Source organism: Lysinibacillus sp. FSL K6-1151 (genome assembly GCF_038630755.1).
Lineage (GTDB): Bacteria > Bacillota > Bacilli > Bacillales_A > Planococcaceae > Lysinibacillus > Lysinibacillus fusiformis_D.
Genome location: NZ_CP152040.1, coordinates 2,177,662 through 2,197,965, shown reverse-complemented (window position 1 = coordinate 2,197,965; position 20,304 = coordinate 2,177,662). Strand labels below are relative to the sequence as shown.

18 protein-coding genes and 1 pseudogene are annotated in these 20,304 nt (G+C 37.8%); 8 read left to right on the top strand and 11 right to left on the bottom strand.

The genetic code is table 11. The features are described from left to right. Positions 1-952 precede the first annotated feature (952 nt). Positions 953-1,291, bottom strand: a complete 339-nt coding sequence (locus MHI04_RS10615; RefSeq protein WP_036126110.1) for a hypothetical protein — start codon at positions 1,289-1,291, stop codon at positions 953-955. Between the two features lie 452 nt (positions 1,292-1,743). Next, a complete protein-coding gene (locus tag MHI04_RS10610) occupies positions 1,744-2,046 on the bottom strand; it encodes a hypothetical protein (protein ID WP_342535682.1) in 303 nt (100 codons plus the stop codon). Positions 2,047-2,335: 289 nt separating this feature from the next. On the opposite strand from MHI04_RS10610, the gene MHI04_RS10605 reads away from it, so the two are divergent. Continuing rightward, positions 2,336-2,815, top strand: coding sequence for a DUF6530 family protein (locus tag MHI04_RS10605; protein WP_036126112.1), 480 nt, complete (start codon positions 2,336-2,338; stop codon positions 2,813-2,815). A gap of 20 nt (positions 2,816-2,835) precedes the next feature. Then, positions 2,836-4,212 carry an MATE family efflux transporter gene (locus tag MHI04_RS10600; protein ID WP_342535681.1) on the top strand — a complete coding sequence of 459 codons (1,377 nt, stop codon included), beginning with the start codon at positions 2,836-2,838 and terminating at the stop codon, positions 4,210-4,212. 326 nt (positions 4,213-4,538) lie between these two features. Here MHI04_RS10600 and MHI04_RS10595 read toward each other — a convergent pair whose 3' ends face one another. Further along, a complete protein-coding gene (locus MHI04_RS10595) occupies positions 4,539-5,333 on the bottom strand; it encodes a PhzF family phenazine biosynthesis protein (RefSeq protein ID WP_036126117.1) in 795 nt (264 codons plus the stop codon). A gap of 145 nt (positions 5,334-5,478) precedes the next feature. Between MHI04_RS10595 and MHI04_RS10590 the strand changes: the two genes are divergently transcribed. Further along, positions 5,479-6,648, top strand: coding sequence for a Ger(x)C family spore germination protein (locus MHI04_RS10590; RefSeq protein ID WP_058844456.1), 1,170 nt, complete (start codon positions 5,479-5,481; stop codon positions 6,646-6,648). Between the two features lie 28 nt (positions 6,649-6,676). Here MHI04_RS10590 and MHI04_RS10585 read toward each other — a convergent pair whose 3' ends face one another. Continuing rightward, positions 6,677-7,201 (bottom strand): GNAT family N-acetyltransferase, encoded by a 525-nt coding sequence (locus MHI04_RS10585; protein ID WP_036126121.1) that lies wholly within the window; start codon positions 7,199-7,201, stop codon positions 6,677-6,679. Between the two features lie 212 nt (positions 7,202-7,413). Here MHI04_RS10585 and MHI04_RS10580 point away from each other — a divergent pair, with 212 nt between their 5' ends. Next, entirely contained in the window at positions 7,414-7,719 is a 306-nt protein-coding gene (locus MHI04_RS10580; protein ID WP_342535680.1) for a hypothetical protein, read from the top strand. Between the two features lie 436 nt (positions 7,720-8,155). On the opposite strand, the gene MHI04_RS10575 is transcribed toward MHI04_RS10580, so the two are convergent. The 5 genes from MHI04_RS10575 to MHI04_RS10555 all read right to left on the bottom strand — a co-directional run bounded on the left by MHI04_RS10575 (position 8,156) and on the right by MHI04_RS10555 (position 13,798). Next, the gene (locus MHI04_RS10575) at positions 8,156-9,193 is read right to left on the bottom strand and encodes a serine hydrolase (RefSeq protein WP_342535679.1); all 1,038 of its coding nucleotides are present in this window, start codon (positions 9,191-9,193) and stop codon (positions 8,156-8,158) included. Between the two features lie 232 nt (positions 9,194-9,425). After that, positions 9,426-10,079 carry a DUF2306 domain-containing protein gene (locus tag MHI04_RS10570; RefSeq protein WP_058844460.1) on the bottom strand — a complete coding sequence of 218 codons (654 nt, stop codon included), beginning with the start codon at positions 10,077-10,079 and terminating at the stop codon, positions 9,426-9,428. 65 nt (positions 10,080-10,144) lie between these two features. Beyond that, complete coding sequence (locus tag MHI04_RS10565) at positions 10,145-10,567, bottom strand: GNAT family N-acetyltransferase (RefSeq protein ID WP_342535678.1); 423 nt, start codon at positions 10,565-10,567, stop codon at positions 10,145-10,147. A gap of 545 nt (positions 10,568-11,112) precedes the next feature. Then, positions 11,113-12,081, bottom strand: coding sequence for an ABC transporter substrate-binding protein (locus MHI04_RS10560; protein WP_342535677.1), 969 nt, complete (start codon positions 12,079-12,081; stop codon positions 11,113-11,115). 118 nt (positions 12,082-12,199) lie between these two features. After that, positions 12,200-13,798: an AraC family transcriptional regulator gene (locus MHI04_RS10555; protein WP_342535676.1), complete on the bottom strand. Its 1,599-nt coding sequence runs from the start codon at positions 13,796-13,798 to the stop codon at positions 12,200-12,202. Positions 13,799-14,319: 521 nt separating this feature from the next. On the opposite strand from MHI04_RS10555, the pseudogene MHI04_RS10550 reads away from it, so the two are divergent. The 3 genes and pseudogenes from MHI04_RS10550 to MHI04_RS10540 form a co-directional block, all read left to right on the top strand. Next, positions 14,320-15,234: pseudogene (locus MHI04_RS10550) on the top strand (beta-propeller fold lactonase family protein); the annotation flags it as partial. A gap of 306 nt (positions 15,235-15,540) precedes the next feature. After that, entirely contained in the window at positions 15,541-15,891 is a 351-nt protein-coding gene (locus MHI04_RS10545) for a hypothetical protein (protein WP_342535675.1), read from the top strand. Between the two features lie 311 nt (positions 15,892-16,202). Next, entirely contained in the window at positions 16,203-16,442 is a 240-nt protein-coding gene (locus MHI04_RS10540) for a hypothetical protein (protein ID WP_036126137.1), read from the top strand. A 421-nt stretch (positions 16,443-16,863) separates the two neighbouring features. Here MHI04_RS10540 and deoD read toward each other — a convergent pair whose 3' ends face one another. Then, positions 16,864-17,571 (bottom strand): purine-nucleoside phosphorylase, encoded by a 708-nt coding sequence (gene deoD / locus MHI04_RS10535; protein WP_036126140.1) that lies wholly within the window; start codon positions 17,569-17,571, stop codon positions 16,864-16,866. A gap of 213 nt (positions 17,572-17,784) precedes the next feature. Further along, positions 17,785-17,997 carry a YozE family protein gene (locus MHI04_RS10530; RefSeq protein WP_036126142.1) on the bottom strand — a complete coding sequence of 71 codons (213 nt, stop codon included), beginning with the start codon at positions 17,995-17,997 and terminating at the stop codon, positions 17,785-17,787. Between the two features lie 251 nt (positions 17,998-18,248). On the opposite strand from MHI04_RS10530, the gene MHI04_RS10525 reads away from it, so the two are divergent. After that, on the top strand, positions 18,249-20,090 hold the full coding sequence (locus tag MHI04_RS10525) for a methyl-accepting chemotaxis protein (protein WP_342535674.1): 1,842 nt from the start codon (positions 18,249-18,251) through the stop codon (positions 20,088-20,090). Positions 20,091-20,304: the final 214 nt, after the last annotated feature.

Here is a 20,304-nt window from a genome sequence, read left to right as displayed (position 1 = left end):
ATTTAGTTATTTCTGCTTCATGGATATTCATACTATGGAAAAATGTTGATATGAACGGGCTTATTGATTCTTTTAATGACCTAAAGGAAAATGATGAAAAGATTATTGGTAGATTAAGTACTGCTGCTACAGTTTTAGCTGTTGGGGTAGCAATTCTGAATAATGTTAGAACTAGAATTGTAAACGAAAATTAGAAAAAAAGATTTTAGACGCCACATTCTCGGTATAGAAGAAGATTAAGGGGAATTTTTCTAAGTGTCGTATATCGTGATCAGTACATACGGTCCAAAGCTGGATTACTTAAGAATGACAAGATTTTCAAGAATACGGATTTGGGATTAAATTTATCTTACAGGTGTATCACTTAGGTGATACTGAAAATGCATAATAAAGTTGTTTAATTTCGTTTAAATGCAATAACCACCTCCCTAAATTCCCTCGATAATTCCACAGAAATTTTATCGAACGAACATTCAAAACTAGTAAATCGCTTAGAAGCGGCTTTTAATACTAACTTCAACACATCTGAAAATTTTCAAGCTGCTGAATCACAAATACGTGATACTGATATGGCTAAAGAAATGATGCTCTTCATTAAAAATAATATCATAACAAAAGCATCATAATTGTTATTAACTCAAGCAAATCAAGTTCCAAATAATATTTTATAATTGTTGAGGTAGAATGTAAGGATTTTTTTACATTCAATTGATAATTACACTAAATGTTGAACTACATATTCTAATCTAACCAAGTATTACCTCAGTCAGGAATTTGTAATTTTGAACTCCCCTTTTAACACCTCACATAAAACTATAGTAAAAATGGAATAGAATAAGTTTTTAAGAAAAATTGTGCATAATAAAAAGCAGCTACTCCGATAAGGAATAGCCGACTTTTTATTTGAAGCTTTAAAGGTATAAGAGCAGTTAAATCAAACCTACACAAGATATTACATGCTTTGAGGTGGAATGATGCCTGTTACAAGTAAAATAAAGAACACCAAACCAATGAGGAAAAATATGAACGAGGCTTTAAACATGGGACCAAGTTTTACCTGGAATCGTTCTCGCTCATGAATGATTCCTGTTTGTGCACTGACCTGAGATGCATAAAGCCTAGACATGGCTCCACCACTGCTGGAAAAATAGAATGTGCCTAACGTAAAGGCAACACCAGTGAAAAACATCACTTCTATAAATCGAACAGAGAACATTGTGGCAATCCAATAGGTTAACGCTATCTCCACAATCCAGGCAATAACCATCATAATAAAGTGTTTCCAACGCATTTTTAAGAGCTCCCTTCCTTGTTCTTTTACTAGTTTTACGCATGTTTACTGGGAAAAGTTTCGTTTTTATAAATATATTGTCAATAAGAGATTAAGAAATCCCTTTTTTAAGAACATAAACTATAAAACGGTGTTATTTCCAGCACACAAAAAGACCAGAAACTCTCGAAAAACAGAGTCCTGGTCTTTTTGTGAAAAGTGAAACTTACTAGTTTGCTGTAGTTTTGTATTCTACTATTACAGTAGTCGTGTCAGCTTTGCAAAGGTTACAGGTTTTTGAAGGAATTTTGAAAAAAATTAACCCTTCACGTTTATCATACTTCTGTTATTCTTTGAACCGTTTAAAGTTAAACTCCTTCAAAAATACGATACCGCAAAAAACAAGCAAAGTAGCAATAATCGTTTTCTTGTATAGAGAAGCAACATCCCTACATAAAGTACGAATTTGCTGCTTAACGCTTCTTGCGTAAACTCGTGAACAATAGATAAATAACGATGAACAGGGCGAGGATTCCTAATGCTTTATAAAGATATAAGGCAATGTTTGCTTTACGTTGATACGTATATTCTCCATCATTCACCGCTTTAAGGTATGCTCCTTTGTCAACTTGTACCGCGATGGCGACCTTTGTATCGGTTCCCTTTATCGCAAAGTACTTGGTTCCTTTTGGATATGCATTTGAAAAATTGCCTCCATGTTGCTCCATATCTGAATACTTCGTTACCTTTCCTATTTCATTCTCAACTGTGTGCACTTTCTCCTCCGTTACCTCATATATATAACCATCCCAAACTACGAAAGGATAGACCCAAGTTGTTGCGACAGTGTTCACAGGTATTATTACGAGACATACTATACAAAACAAAAACATCCGCAGATAGCCCTTCATCACATCACCCTTTCCATCATCTTACATATTAGACTTAGCCTAGCAGAAAAAGTTACACTGCCATTTCTATTGACTTCTGTTTAGGTGAATGCTAAATTTACTAAAGTAGTAATTTACTAAATTACTAAATTCAAATAACAAGGAGTGCTTAACAATGAAAATTCCAACACATTTAAAACATAAACCTGTAATCGTTGCTGAAAACTATGCCAATATCGATGGGCGTACAGCTTATCAAACTGATACACAAGGACTTTCACTTGGGTTGGCACAATGGAATGATCGAGGAAAGGTTGATATTTCTGCGAAGGTTTGGCGACATACAGGTGGCAAATGGTCACGTCAGTCGGAAGAACTACCCCTCCATCGTGTGCTTGACCTCGCTATTCTAGTATGTGAGACACAACTTTATTTTAAGGATGCATACCGCTACGAGCACTTATATGATGAAGCAAACCCTGTTATTAATCGAGTAGGCTTACAAGGTGATGCTATGACTGTGGAAGTATGCACAGAAAATGAACAAATTAAAGAGGATATTCAGCTTTTTCAGCAAGCATTAAATAATGATGGTGAGCTAATCGGTGAACGCCTTCGCTCACTATCACGAATCTTAAAAGAAATGGGTTATTAAAACTCAAGAGGATTTTAACGATGAATGAACAAATGTTACAGGATGATAAAAAACTACGAAAGGCCTTTTTTAATTTCTTAATCCCGGTGATGCTAGCGAATGTACTGCAATCTGTTGGCCAAGTATTTGCGATGTTTATCGTCGGGCGCAATTTAGGTGTCGATGCACTCGCTGCCATTTCCGCATTTTTCCCGTTTTTCTTCTTTTTAATGGCCTTCGCGATTGGCATAGGTTCGGGAAGCTCTATTTTAGTTGGGCAAACGTTTGGGGCTGGTCATCATGAAAAGATGAAAGAGGTAGTTGGGGTAACCCTTGCCTTTACTACGATTTTATCGATTATCGTGGCGCTCTTTGGCGGCTTTTTCATTGAATGGATTTTACGCTTTATGCAAACACCAGCAAATATTTTAGACATGAGTATTAGCTATGCACAAATTTTATTTTTCACATTACCCATTATGTTTTGGTATTTAGTGTATACAACCTTTATGCGCGGCGTCGGTGATTCGAAAACACCCTTTCTCTTTTTAGTGATTAGTGTGGTGTTAAATATTGCCTTCCTCCCACCGCTGGTATTCGGCTGGTTCGGATTACCCGCGTTTGGTTTAAATGGTGCTGCCTATGCTTCTGTGTTATCAAACTTAGTGACCATGATTTTATTATTAGCTTATTTGCATAAAACAAAGCATTTACTACGTTTTGATAAATCCATCTTACAGCATTTTAAATTAAAGAAGGATATTTTAACATCATTATTAAAACTAGCGATTCCATCAAGTATTAGTATGGTTGCCATCTCAGTTGCAGAAATTGCCGTTATTGGTTTTGTCAATGCCTATGGATCTGATGCCACTGCTGCTTATGGCGTTGTCAATCAGGTAGCTAGCTATGCACAAGTGCCTGCGATGAGTATTGCTATTGCTACATCCGTTTTCGTAGCACAGGCTTTAGGAGCGAATTCTACAGAAATGATTAAAAAAATTCGTCAAATGGGTGTGCGTATTAACTATCTTTTAGGTGGCGCAATCATTCTCATCATGTATCTATTTGCAGAGCCAATTTTGGCTTTCTTTATCGATTCACATGGTACTGTGCTCATTGCCAAAAATTATTTATATATCGCCTTTTGGAGCTATTTAATATTTGGACATACGCAAACCGTTTCCGCTACGATGCGTGCCACTGGTGTCGTACTATGGCCGACCATCTTCTTAGTCATAACGATTTGGGTCGTGCAAGTGCCATTAGCGTACTTCTTGTCCCACCATACGTCACTCGCATTAAACGGTGTTTGGTTAGCCTATCCAATTACCTTCTGCGTCCATTTCATTATGCAATATGCCTACTTCAAGCTAGGCTGGCAAAAGCGAACATTAAAAGCGATGCTTAGCGAATAAATGACACGGGACATGCAAAAAATGCATGTCCTTTTTGTATCCAACAAAATAACCAGGCACTCAGAAATTGAGCCCTGGTCATTTTGTGAAAAGTGAATGTTACTATTTTGCTTTAGTTTTTTGTATTCTACTAATAGAGTAGTCGTATAGCATTGCGAAAAGTTACAACCAATTTAAAATTTTTTTAGTTCTTTCCTGCAAATAGTGCAAACCATCGTCAGTTGATAAAAATTGACAAACACCAAAAAGGCGTTGGTATTTATGAATAGGATGCAAATAACAATCCTTTTGTAAACTTTCATTCATCTCTCTTATCTAAGCGGCTTTTAAATGCTTAATCTTCCATTCAACACGAGAACGGCTGAACCCGCTATCGCTACTGTTTCGCGTTGGGGTGTTACGTATAAAATACCGCCCCGTTTGGAAAGCTGCTTGCTTACTAGCTGGTTTTTCAATAATTTTTCACACCAGTATGGCCCAAGTGCACCATGACTAGACCCATTAACATGATCTTCGTCAATTCCTTGTGCTGGAGAAAAAAAGCGGGATACTATATCAATGCCCTCTTCCCTCGACTTACTGGTCACACATATCCCCCTAACAGGAAATTGTTCCATCGCAGAAAAATCTGGCTCGAAATGTGCAATAAGGTCTTCATTGCTTAGTTCCACGATATAATCCAATTCGGTACTCCCTACATAGATCGGTTTACTTCCTAACCAGTCTTCCAATGCTGGAGGACACACTATTTCATCAATTGGATACGTTTTGATGGCAATTTCCACTCGCTCCTGTTGCCATCTTGCCTGCAAAGGGCCATTTGTTGATTGAAATGTGATGGTCTGATGCTTAGGCACGATCCCCTGCTGCCAAAGCAAAAAAGCACTAGCAAGGGTGCCATGACCACAAATCGGGATTTCTGTCTCTGGGGTAAACCATCTTATCGAAAAATCAAGCTGTTTGTTTTCAATAAAGACCGTTGTCGGGACAGGTACCTCCTGTGCAATTTTTTGCATCGTCTCTTCAGAAACATCTGCATCTACAAGACATATTGCTGCCGGATTCCCTTTATATAGCTCTGTTGTAAAGGTATTTATTATAGAATAGGAAATAGTCGTCATCTTATTCACCTCTTCTCTCATCATAACGCAAACAAGCAAGTGCTGAATAGACACACTCAAACAAATAATCATTTTATAAAATAACCACCTTTTGTCTAAGCTAACATTATAAAATACAATGGTAGAGCTTTTGAGTGGAGAAACGATGAAACCATATTTCAAAATTTTAATGATTATTGGATTGACGACCTTACTCGCTGGATGCTGGGATATTACTGAACCACAGAGAATGTACTATATTAATGCAGTAGGTGTAGACTATGAAAACGATGAATATGTTGTCTATTTACAGGTGATTAATTTTGCCGATGTTGCGAAATCGATTCAGCCCAGTGCAGATGTGGCTCCTGCGGAGGTGGGTCGTGCCACTGGCAAAACAGTAGAAGAAGCGATTTACAAATTGTATCGCTCCTCCGATCAGGAAATATTTTGGGGTCATATGAGGTTTCTTCTCTTTTCAGAGCGGGCCATGGAAAATGAACATTTTATTCCAGTCATTGATACATTGATACGTTTTCGCGATACAAGGTACCAGATTTGGGTGTACTGTACAAAAAATCCGGTAGATGAAGTGCTGCTTGTCACACCCATCCTAAGAAATTCTTTGTCCTCATCAAAATTAAGTAACCCGATTAACCCAACTGAACAAGAAACCTTTGTTGAACCCAAAAATATAAGAGATATCGTCATTGGTTTAAATGAACCAAGCCATGAAGTGACCATCCCATATGTGTCCATTAAAGAAGATTGGCAAACAGATGAGGATCGAACAGAAGAAACTTATTTTTCAGGGGTTGGTGTCCTATCAAAAGATGGCTTTAAAGGATTTTTGCAAGACAATGCAGCAAGAGGCAATCAATGGATGCATAACTATACAAATCGCGGTGAGATTACCTTCCAATTAAAAACAAATGGTCAGGAAGAATTAACCGTGAGTATTGAAAAAATTCATGTCGATGTGAAACCACATGTCAAAAAGGAAGATGTTTCATTTGAAGTCGAATTAAAAATCAATGCGACCATTAATGGCTTTAAAGGAAAAACAACGGAAAAAGAGCTGGAAAAACATATAATCACACAGGTGAAAAAGGAAATCCATGAAACCTTCAATGAAGGCTTAAAATTAGATGTTGATATCTATCGATTATCAGAGTCTCTTTATCGGGACAACGTCAAAGCATGGAAAAGGTTAGAAAAGGATGGAAAAATTCCATTAACAGAGGATTCTATCAGTAAAATTCATGTGGAAGTAGCTAAAATCAATCCAGGTCGCAAAACATTCACAGAAACTATAAAAAAAGACCGGAAGCCCTAACTTAGGGAATCTGGTCTTAAAAAATTTTTTATTTTATGAGTGAATACATATATGTATCATGTGGCATATTGTTTTGATGCATATATTTTTTTAATAATCCTTCTTGTTCGAAACCTATTTTTTGCAATAGTAGCTGAGAAGCTTCATTTTCTGTAAAAACAATAGCACCAATACGTACTAAATCCATCTCTTCAAAACCATAGGAAATGGCTCTTTTCACAGCTTCCTGAGCATAGCCCTTTCCCCAATAGTCAGGAAATAGTGCGTAGCTGATTTCTGCTCTTCGATGCTCCATTGACCACTCTTGAAAGCCAAGTGTACCAATAATCCCTTCTTGTTCTTTTAATGCAATACCCCATTTAATACCACGTTTTTCGGTAAAATTGTTTGCAAAATTTTTAATGATTTGTTGCACTTGTACTAAGCTCGTTAAGGGTTGTTGCCCATAATGGCGCAAAACTTCAGGATTCGAAAAGCAATCAAGAAGAGCTTGTGCATCAGGACTCCCTAATTCTCTTAATACTAATCGTTCAGTTTGTAATATAGGAAACATAGCATACCTCTTTAATCATGGATTTGTTAAACAAATTTTTTTCGACGAACTATTTCAATCTCTATTTCCATTTGATGACACTTAAAAGGACAAAGCTAATTATCATGTTCTTTTGCTTGCCTATTCCTACAAGCGCTCCTCATCTCCTTTTGCATAAAATCTTACTTCATGTCCACAATAAGTTCTAAGTCAGTCTACTTGAGGTGAGAGGTATGGAGCATTTTCCGCTAATACATACAAATTTTTGGGATGCCGTCATTGCAGTCCCTGTCGTGATGATTGTTACGCAACTAATTAAGAAATTGGGTCATATCAAACCTTTTTGGGTTCCGAGCATTGCATTAATCGTCGGCTTATTCATTTCCATTTTCATCAGCCATCGCCACAACCTTCTTGCTGGGCTTTTCATGGGCTGGTTTTATGGCTACGCAGCCATTGGTAGTTACGCTTCATTGAAAACATCTTATATTACCTACAAACAAAAGAAATTCCAAAAACAGAAACATAGCGATCCATAAGAATGTAGCGATTGCAGGAATAGAGACAAAATAATATACTAATATTAACAAATTTGGGGCTACTTATTAAAGTAGCTCCTTTTTAATCAGTTTGCACAATAATCCTGTAATTTTTAATAAAGATAAGAAAGGTTGTTCAGCTATGGAAATGTTCTTTTTCTTTAGTAATTTTTATTTAATGCCCCTCTACGCTTTTTTGTTTAGCTATTACCTTATTAAGCTACTCAAAAAATTCAGTAAGGGACAATACACGACAACGACTGAATCGAGGATTGTCATAATAACCTTTATATTAATTGTTTGGAGTATTAGTTATACACTCGCAAGCAGTCAATAGCTTCATAGGTAATGAGAAAAAAAGGCACATACACACAAGGGCGATATTCGACCAATGCTATTAAACATTAGAGCCGTTTCCACATAGGCTCTATTTATTTTATAAGGGTTGAGCTGATAATAATGCTGCTTCTATGCCCTTCATGATGTTCATAGCTCCACTCGATTTATTTGAACAAACAACTACTTTGGTTGAGCAGTCAGGATAATAAGCTGAATGGAAGCACACACCTGGATCATATCCCATCACATGATATTTTAAAATAGATTGGTCACTGTTTTTCTTAATCCATACACCATACCCGTAACTATCACTTTCATTCATCTCAACATGAGGTGTTAGCAGTTGTGTTGTGACAGCTTCACTTAAAAGGTCAAAGTTCATCAGCGCGTGCCACAGCCTTGACATATCCTTCGCCGTTACAAATGCTCCTCCATCCGAACCTCCTTTTACAGGTAGGGAGTAGATATTTGTTTTCCATGTACCATCCGGGTTATCTATGTATCCTATTGCGGTATTAGATGGTAGAGAATCTAACGAGAAATAGCCCGATTCCTTCATATTCGCTGGATCAAATACATTTTTTTGAATGTAGTCAGAAAAGTTCATACCAGAAATATGCTCAATAACTAAGCCTAATAAAATATACCCGGCATTGTTGTAATGAAATCTCTCCCCTACCCTATATTTCATCGGCCGATCCTGAAATAAAGGTAAGAAATCACGCAATGTTCGAAGTTGATACATTGGATTTTCAACCCATAATTCTTCAAAATTCTCCATTTCTTCCTCATCAAAATAATCTGCAATTCCTGAAGTATGCGTTAGCAGATGTTCAATAGTAATCTGCTCATCCAAATGCTTAAAATGATGGTTTAAACAGTCACTTAGTTTACTATCCAAAGAAAGCTTTCCTTTTTCGATAAGCTGACAAATAGCAATTGCAGTAAAAAGTTTACAGCCAGATGCAATACCAAAACGCGTTTTTGTGTTATTTTCAATTTGCTCCGAGCGATTTGCATAGCCAAAGCTTTGATTGACTAAGGCAGCCTTCTCTTGATTTTCCACTAGAATTGTTCCCGAAAAATCAAGATTCTGTTGTATGTCCACTATAACATTTTGCAATTTTGTATGCATAGTCATTCCCCTTATTTATCCAAAGTAACTAAATAATAACTTCTCTTACTAAAACAATACTCTACTACTGTTACCTTGTCGAGAATATTCGCATAATTATGAGGAGAAGGCTGTGCATACTGAGGAATGGTTAAAGGGTCAATTGCTGGTATCCTATCTTTACAAGCACAGAAATTATTACTAGTGATTATTGAATTCATTATGCTTTACATTCTCTTTAATCTATTGCAAATCAAGTCGTCTTTGTTACATGTCGATTGTCTATAAAGACATGAAGCTTGCGCTGAATATACCATTCCATCACGAATAAATTTGGCACCCAACATAACCACGCGATGACGGCATAACTATACTGGAAATTTTCAAAGCCAAATAATACAGTAAATAAGGGGAGGTAGATTCGCAATGTCACTGCCGCAAAGGTTAAAGCATAATTTCTTAGCATCCATTTTTGATGTCCTTGGATGTTTCTTTGTTTAATGTTAGCCAGTGCTTGAAACATCGTGATGAGCCAGCCTATAGATAATAAAGCGAAGCCTAGCTGTGCTACCCATCCCCCAGTTGCGTGAAATGCTAAATAAAGTCCTGCCACACCACCGAACAAAATACTAACCATGTAGATGCTACCTAATCGTTTATGACGTTTCACATTTTTCTCTCTTAAGGTGGAGGACAATGTAAAAGGGCCGATTACGAGGGCTAACACACCAAAAATGATATGAATGTAAAGCATACTATACCAAAAGGAATTCAATGTAGCGCTAAGCATGAGCTTTAATTGAACAAACCCAGCCTGTTGTGCATGGAATACGATATATTGAACGACCGAATAGCCCGCTATCATTATCGCCAAGCCACTTACAATAAACCACCATTTTTTTCTCATTCTGTAGCTCCTTTCTTTTGAAACCTAACATTGCAATTGACTACGCTCTGACATAAAAATAGCCGTTACAGACTATTAGTAGTGCAGTTGTAAAGGCAGGAAAAACGCTCCACACCTGGGTATTTTTCACCTAAGCTTGTAATGCGAAACCCAATATTTTTATAAAAATGAACAGCTTCTTCGTCCGTTTCTGCATAAATCGTAGAAAATGAATAGTGTTCTTTCAAATATCGAATCATCTCACGTCCAATCCCTTCTCCACGATTCGTTGGTGATACGGCAAGATGTTTAATTTCACAGTGATTTCCATCCCTCTTTGCGATTCCGATACACCCCACCATGTCTTGCTCGATGCTATAGCCATATAACTCTCTTTCTGGACTTTCCATATATAATTGGTACTCTCTAGCTACTTTCTTGTCTGAAGTGGCGTAGGATAATAGTACTTTCACTTCGGGTTGGATATTGCTTGATTGAATTTGTTTCATAAAACGCTACCTCTCTATTCCTATCAGTAGTCATTGAATAATGTGTCAATTACTATCATGTTCTACCATTTTAATAGTCATCTATTTTATCTATACGAAACCGTTGTTTATCTAATGAATTCAGCTCCTGACCAACCGTCTCTCTCCATTAAAAGCACCTCCATCTAACTACTAAATTCCTGTTACAATGATCGTAAAAATAGAAAGAAGGTGTATGATGGACCTATTGTTTGTCATTCTTATTTTTGCTGGGATGTACCAAGTTACATTCTTATCATCGAAGAGCGCCACTAAATCAAAGGGAAATGTATTTAATTTTTGTATGGCTTCCTTTGATGTGAGGGAGTCGATTGGCAAAGGAGGATAAAATAATTTATTACAATAAATAAAGATTGCACTTACTGCCAAAAGAGTTGCTATTAGTAAGCCTCTTTTCATTGTACCGTAAAGCTTCATTTTTTTTACAAATAAATGTATATTTATTTTTTATCTAACAACAATAAAGACCACTCATCACGAGCGGCCTTTAATGATGTATGTCATTCTCATTGTTTATTAGTTAACATTTTTACTACTTCTTTGATTTGCAGCTCTAATGATATTGGATCATTGCCCCAGAATAAATCTGGGTCCAGCTTGAACACTCGGTCATTCTTCACGGCGTCTAGTGACTTCCAAAGTCCCTCACTCTCACCCCATACTTCTGAGATTAAATCTCCCTGATCGATGAAAATATAATCGCCAGCATATTCAGGAATGACTTCGTACGAAACTTGTCGATAGGACTCTTTCCCAATCATTTCCTTCTGTTGTTTCGCTGGTGGCTTTAATTGAAGATGTTTGTAGATGGCTTCACCACCCCTATAGCCTCCGTCACCATAAATATAAAATCCTTTATCTACTACAAAAACGCCCATAAGTGCAAAAGTATCGTCGGGTTTAATAATGTTCGCAAGCTGTGCTCGTGCTTCCTCTGCGGTCTTATCTAAATGCTTAATCCATTGCTCGGCTTCATCTTTTTTGTCCAAAGCATCGCCCAAAAGACGCATTATTTCATAAATATCACCTGAAGAGCTATAAGGGAGCGCAAGCGTAGGTGCGATTTTCTCATACTGCTGAAGAATCTTTTCATCACCCACCCAAGTGATGATTAAATCCGGTTTCAGCTGAACGATTGTCTCCAATGATCTTTCCCCAGTTGTTTCAATGCCATCAATCTGATCTTGAATTACTTTGTTCTCCAAATCCCATTGGGTAGAGCCGATTGGCTTGATACCTAACACAAGTAATTCTGGTAAATAGCCGTCTGTTACAATCCGCTTTGCTTGACGTGGTATTTCAATATCACCACGTTGTGTTTTGATTATTTTTGTAGCTGCTTCTGTTGTTTCAGCTGTTTTGGAAATGTCCTTATTAGTATTGGAATCGGCGCTGTCATTGGCATTGCCACAAGCCGTCAGTATAGCGAGTAAAGCAAGAAATACTATTGATTTTAACACCTTATGTAAGTACAAGATTGTACCTCCTTGTTTGATAATGATTATCATTCGCGATGATATATTCATTATAGAGGCAGTCTTATACAAGGACAACGCCTATAAATTGGATGTTGCATAGGGAAAATTGTTGGATTTAACTTTGATTAGTGAACAATTTTACCATTACATCAAGTTGAATCTCCAAAGACAGGCCATCATCAAACCAAAATTCATTTAGCTTAAGTAAGTGTAATTGGCAGCCTTGTTCATACACTAACTGCTGCCACACGGAACGCTGCATCAGTTTGGTGCGGAAAGATTCTGTATCATCAGTTGGTACGATCAAAAACATATGATTGGCCGCATACAGGGGCAAATCCTGCTCTTTAACTTTCAGATGTTTACCAGGTTGAAGTACCTCCTGCTGAATGGCCTGAGGAGCTCGTAGTCCTAATAGCTGGTATAAAGTGTAGGCGGAGCGCACCGATAGATAAGGGATCAGCCATAAGTTATCGTGACTTAATTCAAAGATACCTGCTGTTGAGCCTGACTGAAGAAATGGTGTGATGACTTTTCTTGCCTCTATGGCGGACTGCTGTAGCTGCGCAATCCAATCTTCAGCCTCTTGTGTTCGCCCAAGGAGTGTCCCAAGCAGTCGCACCTCTTCAAGCTTGTCTAACTGTCCCCATGGAATTGTCAGAACAGGAGCAATTTGTTCGAGTGCTTTCATTACTTCAGGATAGTTATAAAAATAAGTTGGTGCCACGATTAACTCCGGGGCTAGTTGATGTATCACTTCTATTTGGTCAAAAGATTCTATCTCTACTATGTTCGGCAATCGTCTGTGCAATAGCTGGGATGATTGAAGCAGCTCTCGTGTTGTAGCGAGGGGCTGAATTCCCAATGCGAGTAATGCCCCAAGAAATTGTATACTAACGATACGGTTGCTCTGCTTCCTCTTGCGAAAGCTACTAGGTGAAAGATGAACATACTTGGTGAACGTTTTTCCCAAATACGAGCCGTCTGCAAATCCTGTTTTCAACGCAATATCCTGCAATTTGTCATTTGTTCCAAGTAGCATAAGCTTCGCTTGGTCAATCCGAATTTGATTCACATACTCAGCAAAGCTCCACCCTGTTTCCTTCTTAAACAGCGAGGAGAAATAGCTTTCGTTAAAGCCTGTCATGTTAGCCATAAAAGAACGTGTTAGCGGTGCTTCAAAATGTTGTTTGATATATGTAACAGCCTGCTGAATAGCTTGATCGTTCGTCACAAAACTGTTATCAATACTCTTTCTTTCAAAAATCGTATCGAGGAACTCGTGCAGAAGCAAATGGAGCTTAGGGGCAGCATTTAGTTTCTGCGTTTGAGAAAACTGCCCTATCAAATTTTTCAGCAGCCCTTCCGCATATCGAGGAAATTCCATGACCTGCCCATGCGCAGGCAAATGGGCTGTATCAATCACATATAATAACGCTTCTTTCTCACGTTTAGCCAATCGATAACTATTAAACGAGATGCTGTAAACAGGCATAAATCCTTCGCTAGTGCTCGGGACGATATGGCTGTCCTTCTCCGGGTACAAAAGCAAGACGAATTGCCCTTTCCCTATACGACAAGTACGTTGCCCTGTTCGAATAACTATCGGTTGTGTAGGAATGATAATCATTGGAAATAACCCTGTCAGCGTAGCGGGACTCAGTGTTCCCTCGTCCGCTAGAAGTCTTAAATCCAGAAGCTCATATGTTAGCATTTTCCTAGACCCTCCCCTGTCATATATAGTGTTGAATATTATTTTAAAACAACTAAACTATAATCTACCATAAAAAATCCAAAAGGCTTTTAAAATCAATCAGCTTTGCTTATATATGGTATATTCTCGATATTTGGAATTTTTCAACAAAACCCGTTATTAATAATAAGGTGAAAGCATTGATGGGCATACTGTTAGAAGGAAATACAAGCCCAATATACTGAAAGAAATTCCTTCACCTAATAGGCAAAATGCTGATTTTGGAAGTTTATCTTTATCACTTTCATCAAACCATCCTATACAACCACCACATTTTTCAGAAGTATTTGAATTAGGTGAACGTACAATAAGCCCAATTCTGTACGCATATAGTATCACTATATGTTAGGAAGGGTGTTCGTGTGGAGAAAAAACATCAATCTTTAAAAAAATTCAAGCTAAAATCAAATCCAAATTGTCATTGTCGTTGTTGCTGTCCTTGTTGTCGTTGTAAATGTAAACCACCATTTTTACCGATACCACCAAGTTGTAACTATCTCGTATATGTGACAGACGCTGGTCAGCTAGTATTGCCTGATAATAGAGTATCTGTGATTGATACGGCGACAAATACGATAGTCGCAAACATACCCGTAGGATCTGCTCCTCTCGAAGTAGCGATTACACCAAACGGAGCATTTGGTTATGTTCCAGCGCTCTTCTCGGATAATGTTACGGTCTTTAGTACTGCCACAAACACACCAATCGCTACCATTCCAGTAGGGGTTAATCCTTTAGGTGTCGCCATTTCACCGAATGGAACACTTGCTTATGTATCCAATCATGGATCTAACACGGTATCTGTTATCAATACAGCCACTAATACTGTAACCGCAACTATCCCAGTAGGGCTCCAGCCTCAAGGCATTGCTTTTACTCCAAATGGCGCGTTTGCTTATATTGCAAACGAAAATTCAAATTCAGTATCTGTTATCAATACAGCTACTAATACGGTGGTCGCTACAATCCCTGTCGGCATTCGCCCAAGATCCATTGTTTTCACATTGAGTGGACAGTTTGCTTACGTGACAAATGAAAATAGCAACACCGTATCCGTCATTAATGCTGTAACCAATACAGTAGTTGCTACAATCCCTGTGGGCACAGGACCTGTAGGAACAGCCATTACACCAGATGGAACACTTATTTACGTTGTCAATAAAGGTAGCAATACGGTTTCGGTTATCAATATAGCTACTAATACGGTGATTGCTACAATTCCTGTAGGATCATCTCCTGACCAAGTGACGATTTTGCCTGATGGAACATTTGCCTATGTCACGAACCAAGTGGACAATACAGTGTCTGTTATCGATATAGCGACCAATATGGTCATTGCTACAATCCCTGGATTTAACGGTCCTACTGGTATAAAAACGGGCACCATCTGCAACTAGCTTTTGACACCCTTGGCGAACAAGAAGTAGCAAGTCAAATTAAAGAAAAAGCAACCAACTCTAGACGACCATCTTAATCAAATGGTCGTCTAGAGTTGGTTGCCTATATCATGATGTAATGAGCGAATGCTAAAACGTTGAATGCTCATCTAGTTTTGGAATAGTAGTAAGTCTCATTCGTTTTTACCATTTATATACTATTTTATGTTCCTCTATGTTACCATCTATAATAGACAAAATGTTTATTTAGCAAATAAGCAGAATGACTAAAATCATTTATCAATAAAATTAGAGGGTGTGCAATTAATGGGGTTCTTTGATAGGTTTTTAAAAAAAATAGAGGCTGTTAATAAAGAAGAAGTTGCTGTTGCTGAACTTGAATCCGAGTTTTATTTAGAGTCTGCACTGGATGAAGCAAATCAATTTTGGGTGGAAATAGCACAAAATCTTATCGTGAACGCAGTTAAGGCAACTGTGAAGGGAATGTCTCTCGAGGAAGTAGAATCCATTTTAGGTATAGGTGAATTTGGAGGAGATATGACTACACCCAATGCTACAACAGAGACCTATTGGTATGAAGGAGTTAGTGGCGGTTCTGCTCAATTAATTTTTTATAACGGTACATTAGGCATGAAAGAAGAATTTGGTCTACAATAATGAGTTTTCTATTATTTAAACAGGACTTGCTAATGGCAAGTCCTTTTGTTATGCTCGCACAGGCTCTCTCACATATCAGTCCATAAACCGCTTGCTGTGTCAATCCAATAAAGCCATTAATGCAAGGTTTTAATGTAACAGCAGAGAGCAAATTACGTAACTAATTATCCATCTTAATGTATCTCGATTCGCTCAATGCTGTTCTGTGGCACTTGAAAAAGAAGAAGCACACCAGCTTATTGATACAACGGTTATTTATGGTAAAATTAGGTGGTATTTAGTTAATAATTTTATTCAAAAGGGGATTTAAAATGAAGAAACCGATTTTATCAATCGCTGTATTTTTACTAAGTTTTTTCTCATTACTTATTTCGCTTAAATTATTTTGGAATTTAGGTATTTATGTTGATGAGTATGGTACAAGTCCTTCTATTGTTAGTGGTGGAGAATTTTGGCATTCCATGGATTGGTTAAGATTATTTTTACTGTTCCTGCTGTGCGTAGTATCGTTTATCAGTATTTTTAGTACGAATCAAAATAAGAGTAATTAAAGTAATAGCCATTATTAAAAATTAAAGAAGGATGAAGGAATTATATGAAATTATTTAGAGGAATTTGGGGTATATTATTATGCTTATATGGTGTAGCTTTATCTATCAAATATTTCCAGAATGTCAGTGAAGGATGGAATATAATCCTTCATGCTTTATCTGGGAGTTTATGTATTTTAGGAATTTTACTAATTAGTAAAGCGATAAAAATGAAAGTGTAATCAGAAGTGACTTTCAACCTATCCAAAAATTAAAATAGCAGTCGTTACAGACAAGTCCTTATGTAATGCTTCCTCAAATCACTTCGATTTAAAAAGCCCATTAGGCTCTGATTTACTCAGTCACCTAATAGGCCATTCATATAAGTCTTTAAAGGTTAGTCCTTTGAAATTTAGTCCAATTCAATAAACCCTTGGTAAGCTTAGTCTTGAATCGCTGCGTCTAACGCTACCACGATCATGTCATTGAACGTTGTTTGACGTTCTTCAGAAGTTGTTACTTCGCCTGTGATAATATGATCACTTACTGTTAGAACTGCAAGTGCTTTACGGCCGAATTTGGCAGCTAATGTGTAAAGGGCTGCTGATTCCATTTCTACAGCTAGCACACCATATTGTGCTAGTTTTTCGTTTTGGTGCTCGTCTGAGTAGAATAAATCTGCTGTGAAGATATTCCCTACTTGTAAGTTAAGACCAGCCTCTTTACCTGCGTTGTAAGCTTTTAATAATAAGTCAAAGTCAGCGATTGGTGCGAAGTCGATAGCACCACCCCAAATGATTTGGTTCATACGTGTGTCTGATGTTGCGCCTTGCGCTAAAATGACGTCACGCACTTTAACATCCTTTTGAATTGCACCACAAGTACCTACACGAATTAATTTTTGCACATCATATTCTTGCATTAATTCTGTTGCATAGATAGAAATAGATGGCACACCCATACCTGTTCCTTGTACAGAAATACGTTTACCTTTATACGTACCTGTATAACCAAACATATTACGTACTTCATTGTAGCAAATTACATCTTCTAAAAATGTTTCTGCAATGTATTTTGCACGCAATGGATCTCCTGGAAGTAAAATTGTGTCAGCGATTTCACCTTTTTTTGCATTAATATGAATACTCATACTACAATCCCTCTTTTCTGTCAGTTATCACTATAAATAATACTGTGTTTCTGTCATTTACGCAATGCTAGACGTCTAGCAACTAAAAATATTTATCTTGATTCAGCAACGCAGTTCAGAACATAAAGCGCTTAGGTTAACTTCTACTCTTTTGCCCGAAAAATCTGGACGCCAATTCGCCGAAGCATCATCGATCTTTTCATACAAGCAAGCTTATTCCTCATAAAGCGCCCATAAAGTATCGAATGTTTCGATTGTTAAGTTTTCCGTAGCGTAGGATTCAATATAGTCGGACAGCTCATGAAAGTCTGTGCTCTGTTTTGGAAAATTATGCTCCTGAAACATTTCCTCTGCAAAGCGGACTTTAGGGTCTGACCAATCACCTCCTCGGAATGTTAATACATACAAATAAAAACTTTTTTTCATGAAACAATTTCCCCTTTTTAAAACATTGGCTTTTCGCTAGTGTATCAAAAAAAATAGCTTTCGTCATAATTCCCACCACTAAGATATTTTACCTATTCATGCTTTTAGAACTATTTTCTCGGACAATACTGACTTTAGTCACGGTGTATTTTATCTGAAAAATTTAAATTTTTAGAAATAATAATAGAAATATCTAGTAAAATAAGATAAAATTGAAATCGATTATTGAAAAAAATAGGAAGGTGATGGCGATGAAAAAAACTCAAAAAACTCGTAATACAGCGAAAAAACGCCCGTCTCTCTTTATGCTTAGCTTTTTGAGGAAAAGGCAAGCTGCTACAAAAGAAGAACCCGGGAACAATCCCCCTCCTATTAAAGTAAAACGACAACGTTTTTACCATTTAATTCGGGGCAAAATGCTTATTATGTTTGCACTGCTTATTGTGATTAACGGTATCATGGGTATATTGTCTTATGTCAATATACAAAATTTGCAGCAGCAAATGGAAGACTTTACGAAGAAAAACGTCCAAGAGCAGTTAACTGTCAATCAGCTTGCGTATGAAATTGCTCGACTAACAAATTTAGAACAATCCTATTTAATTACAGGTAATGGTATTTATTCTACTTCTTATCATATGAAAATTGATACTATTAACAAAAAGCTGTCTGCCTTAAAAGAACAATTTCAAGAACGACAAGTAGAGCTAAGTCATATGCAGGCCATCGAGCAATATTATAAAAATTACCTAGATTATTCAGACAAAGTCATGACGATGCGCGACGAACTCGGACTTGAACAAGCCCGTAAGCTCATGATGGGTGCTACTGGGGAAACGATGAAAACGCATATCGATAACAATATTGAATCTATTAATGTGGTCATGGACGAGTCGAATAAAACCAAATTAGACAAGCTTAATCAACAGGTCAATCTTTCCATTACTACGTTCTTTATCGTGTCAATTGTTGGCTTTTTAGCAATCATCATTTTTGGTTATATGCTCTTTAAATCACTTAAACGAAATACACAGGCTATTAATGACTCCATCCTTGATATTGCACAGGCAGGAGGCGATTTGACAAGACGTGTAAAAGTACGTAATCGTGATGAATTTTCAATCATTGCGGCCTCGACGAATACATTAATCGAGTCAATTTCTAATTTAATTCGCCGTGTCAGTGAATTAGCGGATCATGTATCAAGCAGTAGCCAGGAGCTGATGTCGTTAGCTGATGAAAATGCACGAACGATTCAGGATATTGCGGATGCCACAGCTGATATTGCCAGTGATAGTGACAATACGATTTCAAGTATGAATAGTGCCCAGCAAAAGATGAGCGACTTAGAGCATGCCGTGCATCAATTAAATGAACAAGCAAGTGCCGTCCATCGTGCCTCTGTCGCTATGCAGCAAGCAGCCGATGAAGGCAGCCGCTCTGTGGAACAATCCTCGCTTGTTATGCAATCCATTGAAGAAACGATGGCTTCCACAACGTCCACGGTCGAAGCATTAGGTCGTAAATCTGCCGACATCACATCGATTATCGGCACCATCACAGCCATTTCTGAGCAAACAAATCTTCTCGCATTAAACGCGGCCATTGAAGCGGCACGCGCTGGCGAACATGGACGAGGCTTCGCAGTTGTAGCAGATGAAGTTCGCAAGCTTGCAGAGCAATCACAAAGCGCAGCGAAGGAAGTAACAACGATTGTGACGTCCATCCAGCAGGAAGTTACGTCAATCATTGCCCAAAATCATGAAGGAGTGACAACTGTTATCCGAGGCGTGGAAGTAACAAATGAAACGAACCAATCCTTAGCCAATATTTTAACGCATACAGAGGAAACAACGACGATTATCGCAGCTATGGTAGATAAAATTGCGACTACACTTGACTCTAGCAATGCCGTAGCAAGTGACTTCGTGCATGTCAATGCCTATGCCGAGCAATCAGCAGCCAACACGGTAACCTCAGCGGCAGCCGCAACACAGGGCTCCGCATCCATGCAGGAAATCAACGCAGCAGCCACCGAGCTCGCCCAACAAGCAGATAGCTTACGTAACCTAGTGAGCGAATTTAAAGTATAAGCCACTCGAAGGAGGATCCAGCATTTTGCTGGTTCCTCCTGCATTTTGAGGGGCTATCCTTTCAATTTGAAGATTCGATCATTCAAATAAAGGATTCTCTGTTGAAATGGTGGGCTATCCTTCGTTTTGCTTCTATCCATCGATCTATGAGTTTTATCCTCTACTTTGCTGGTTCTATCCATCAATCTGAGCGTTTTATCCTTCAATCTACTGA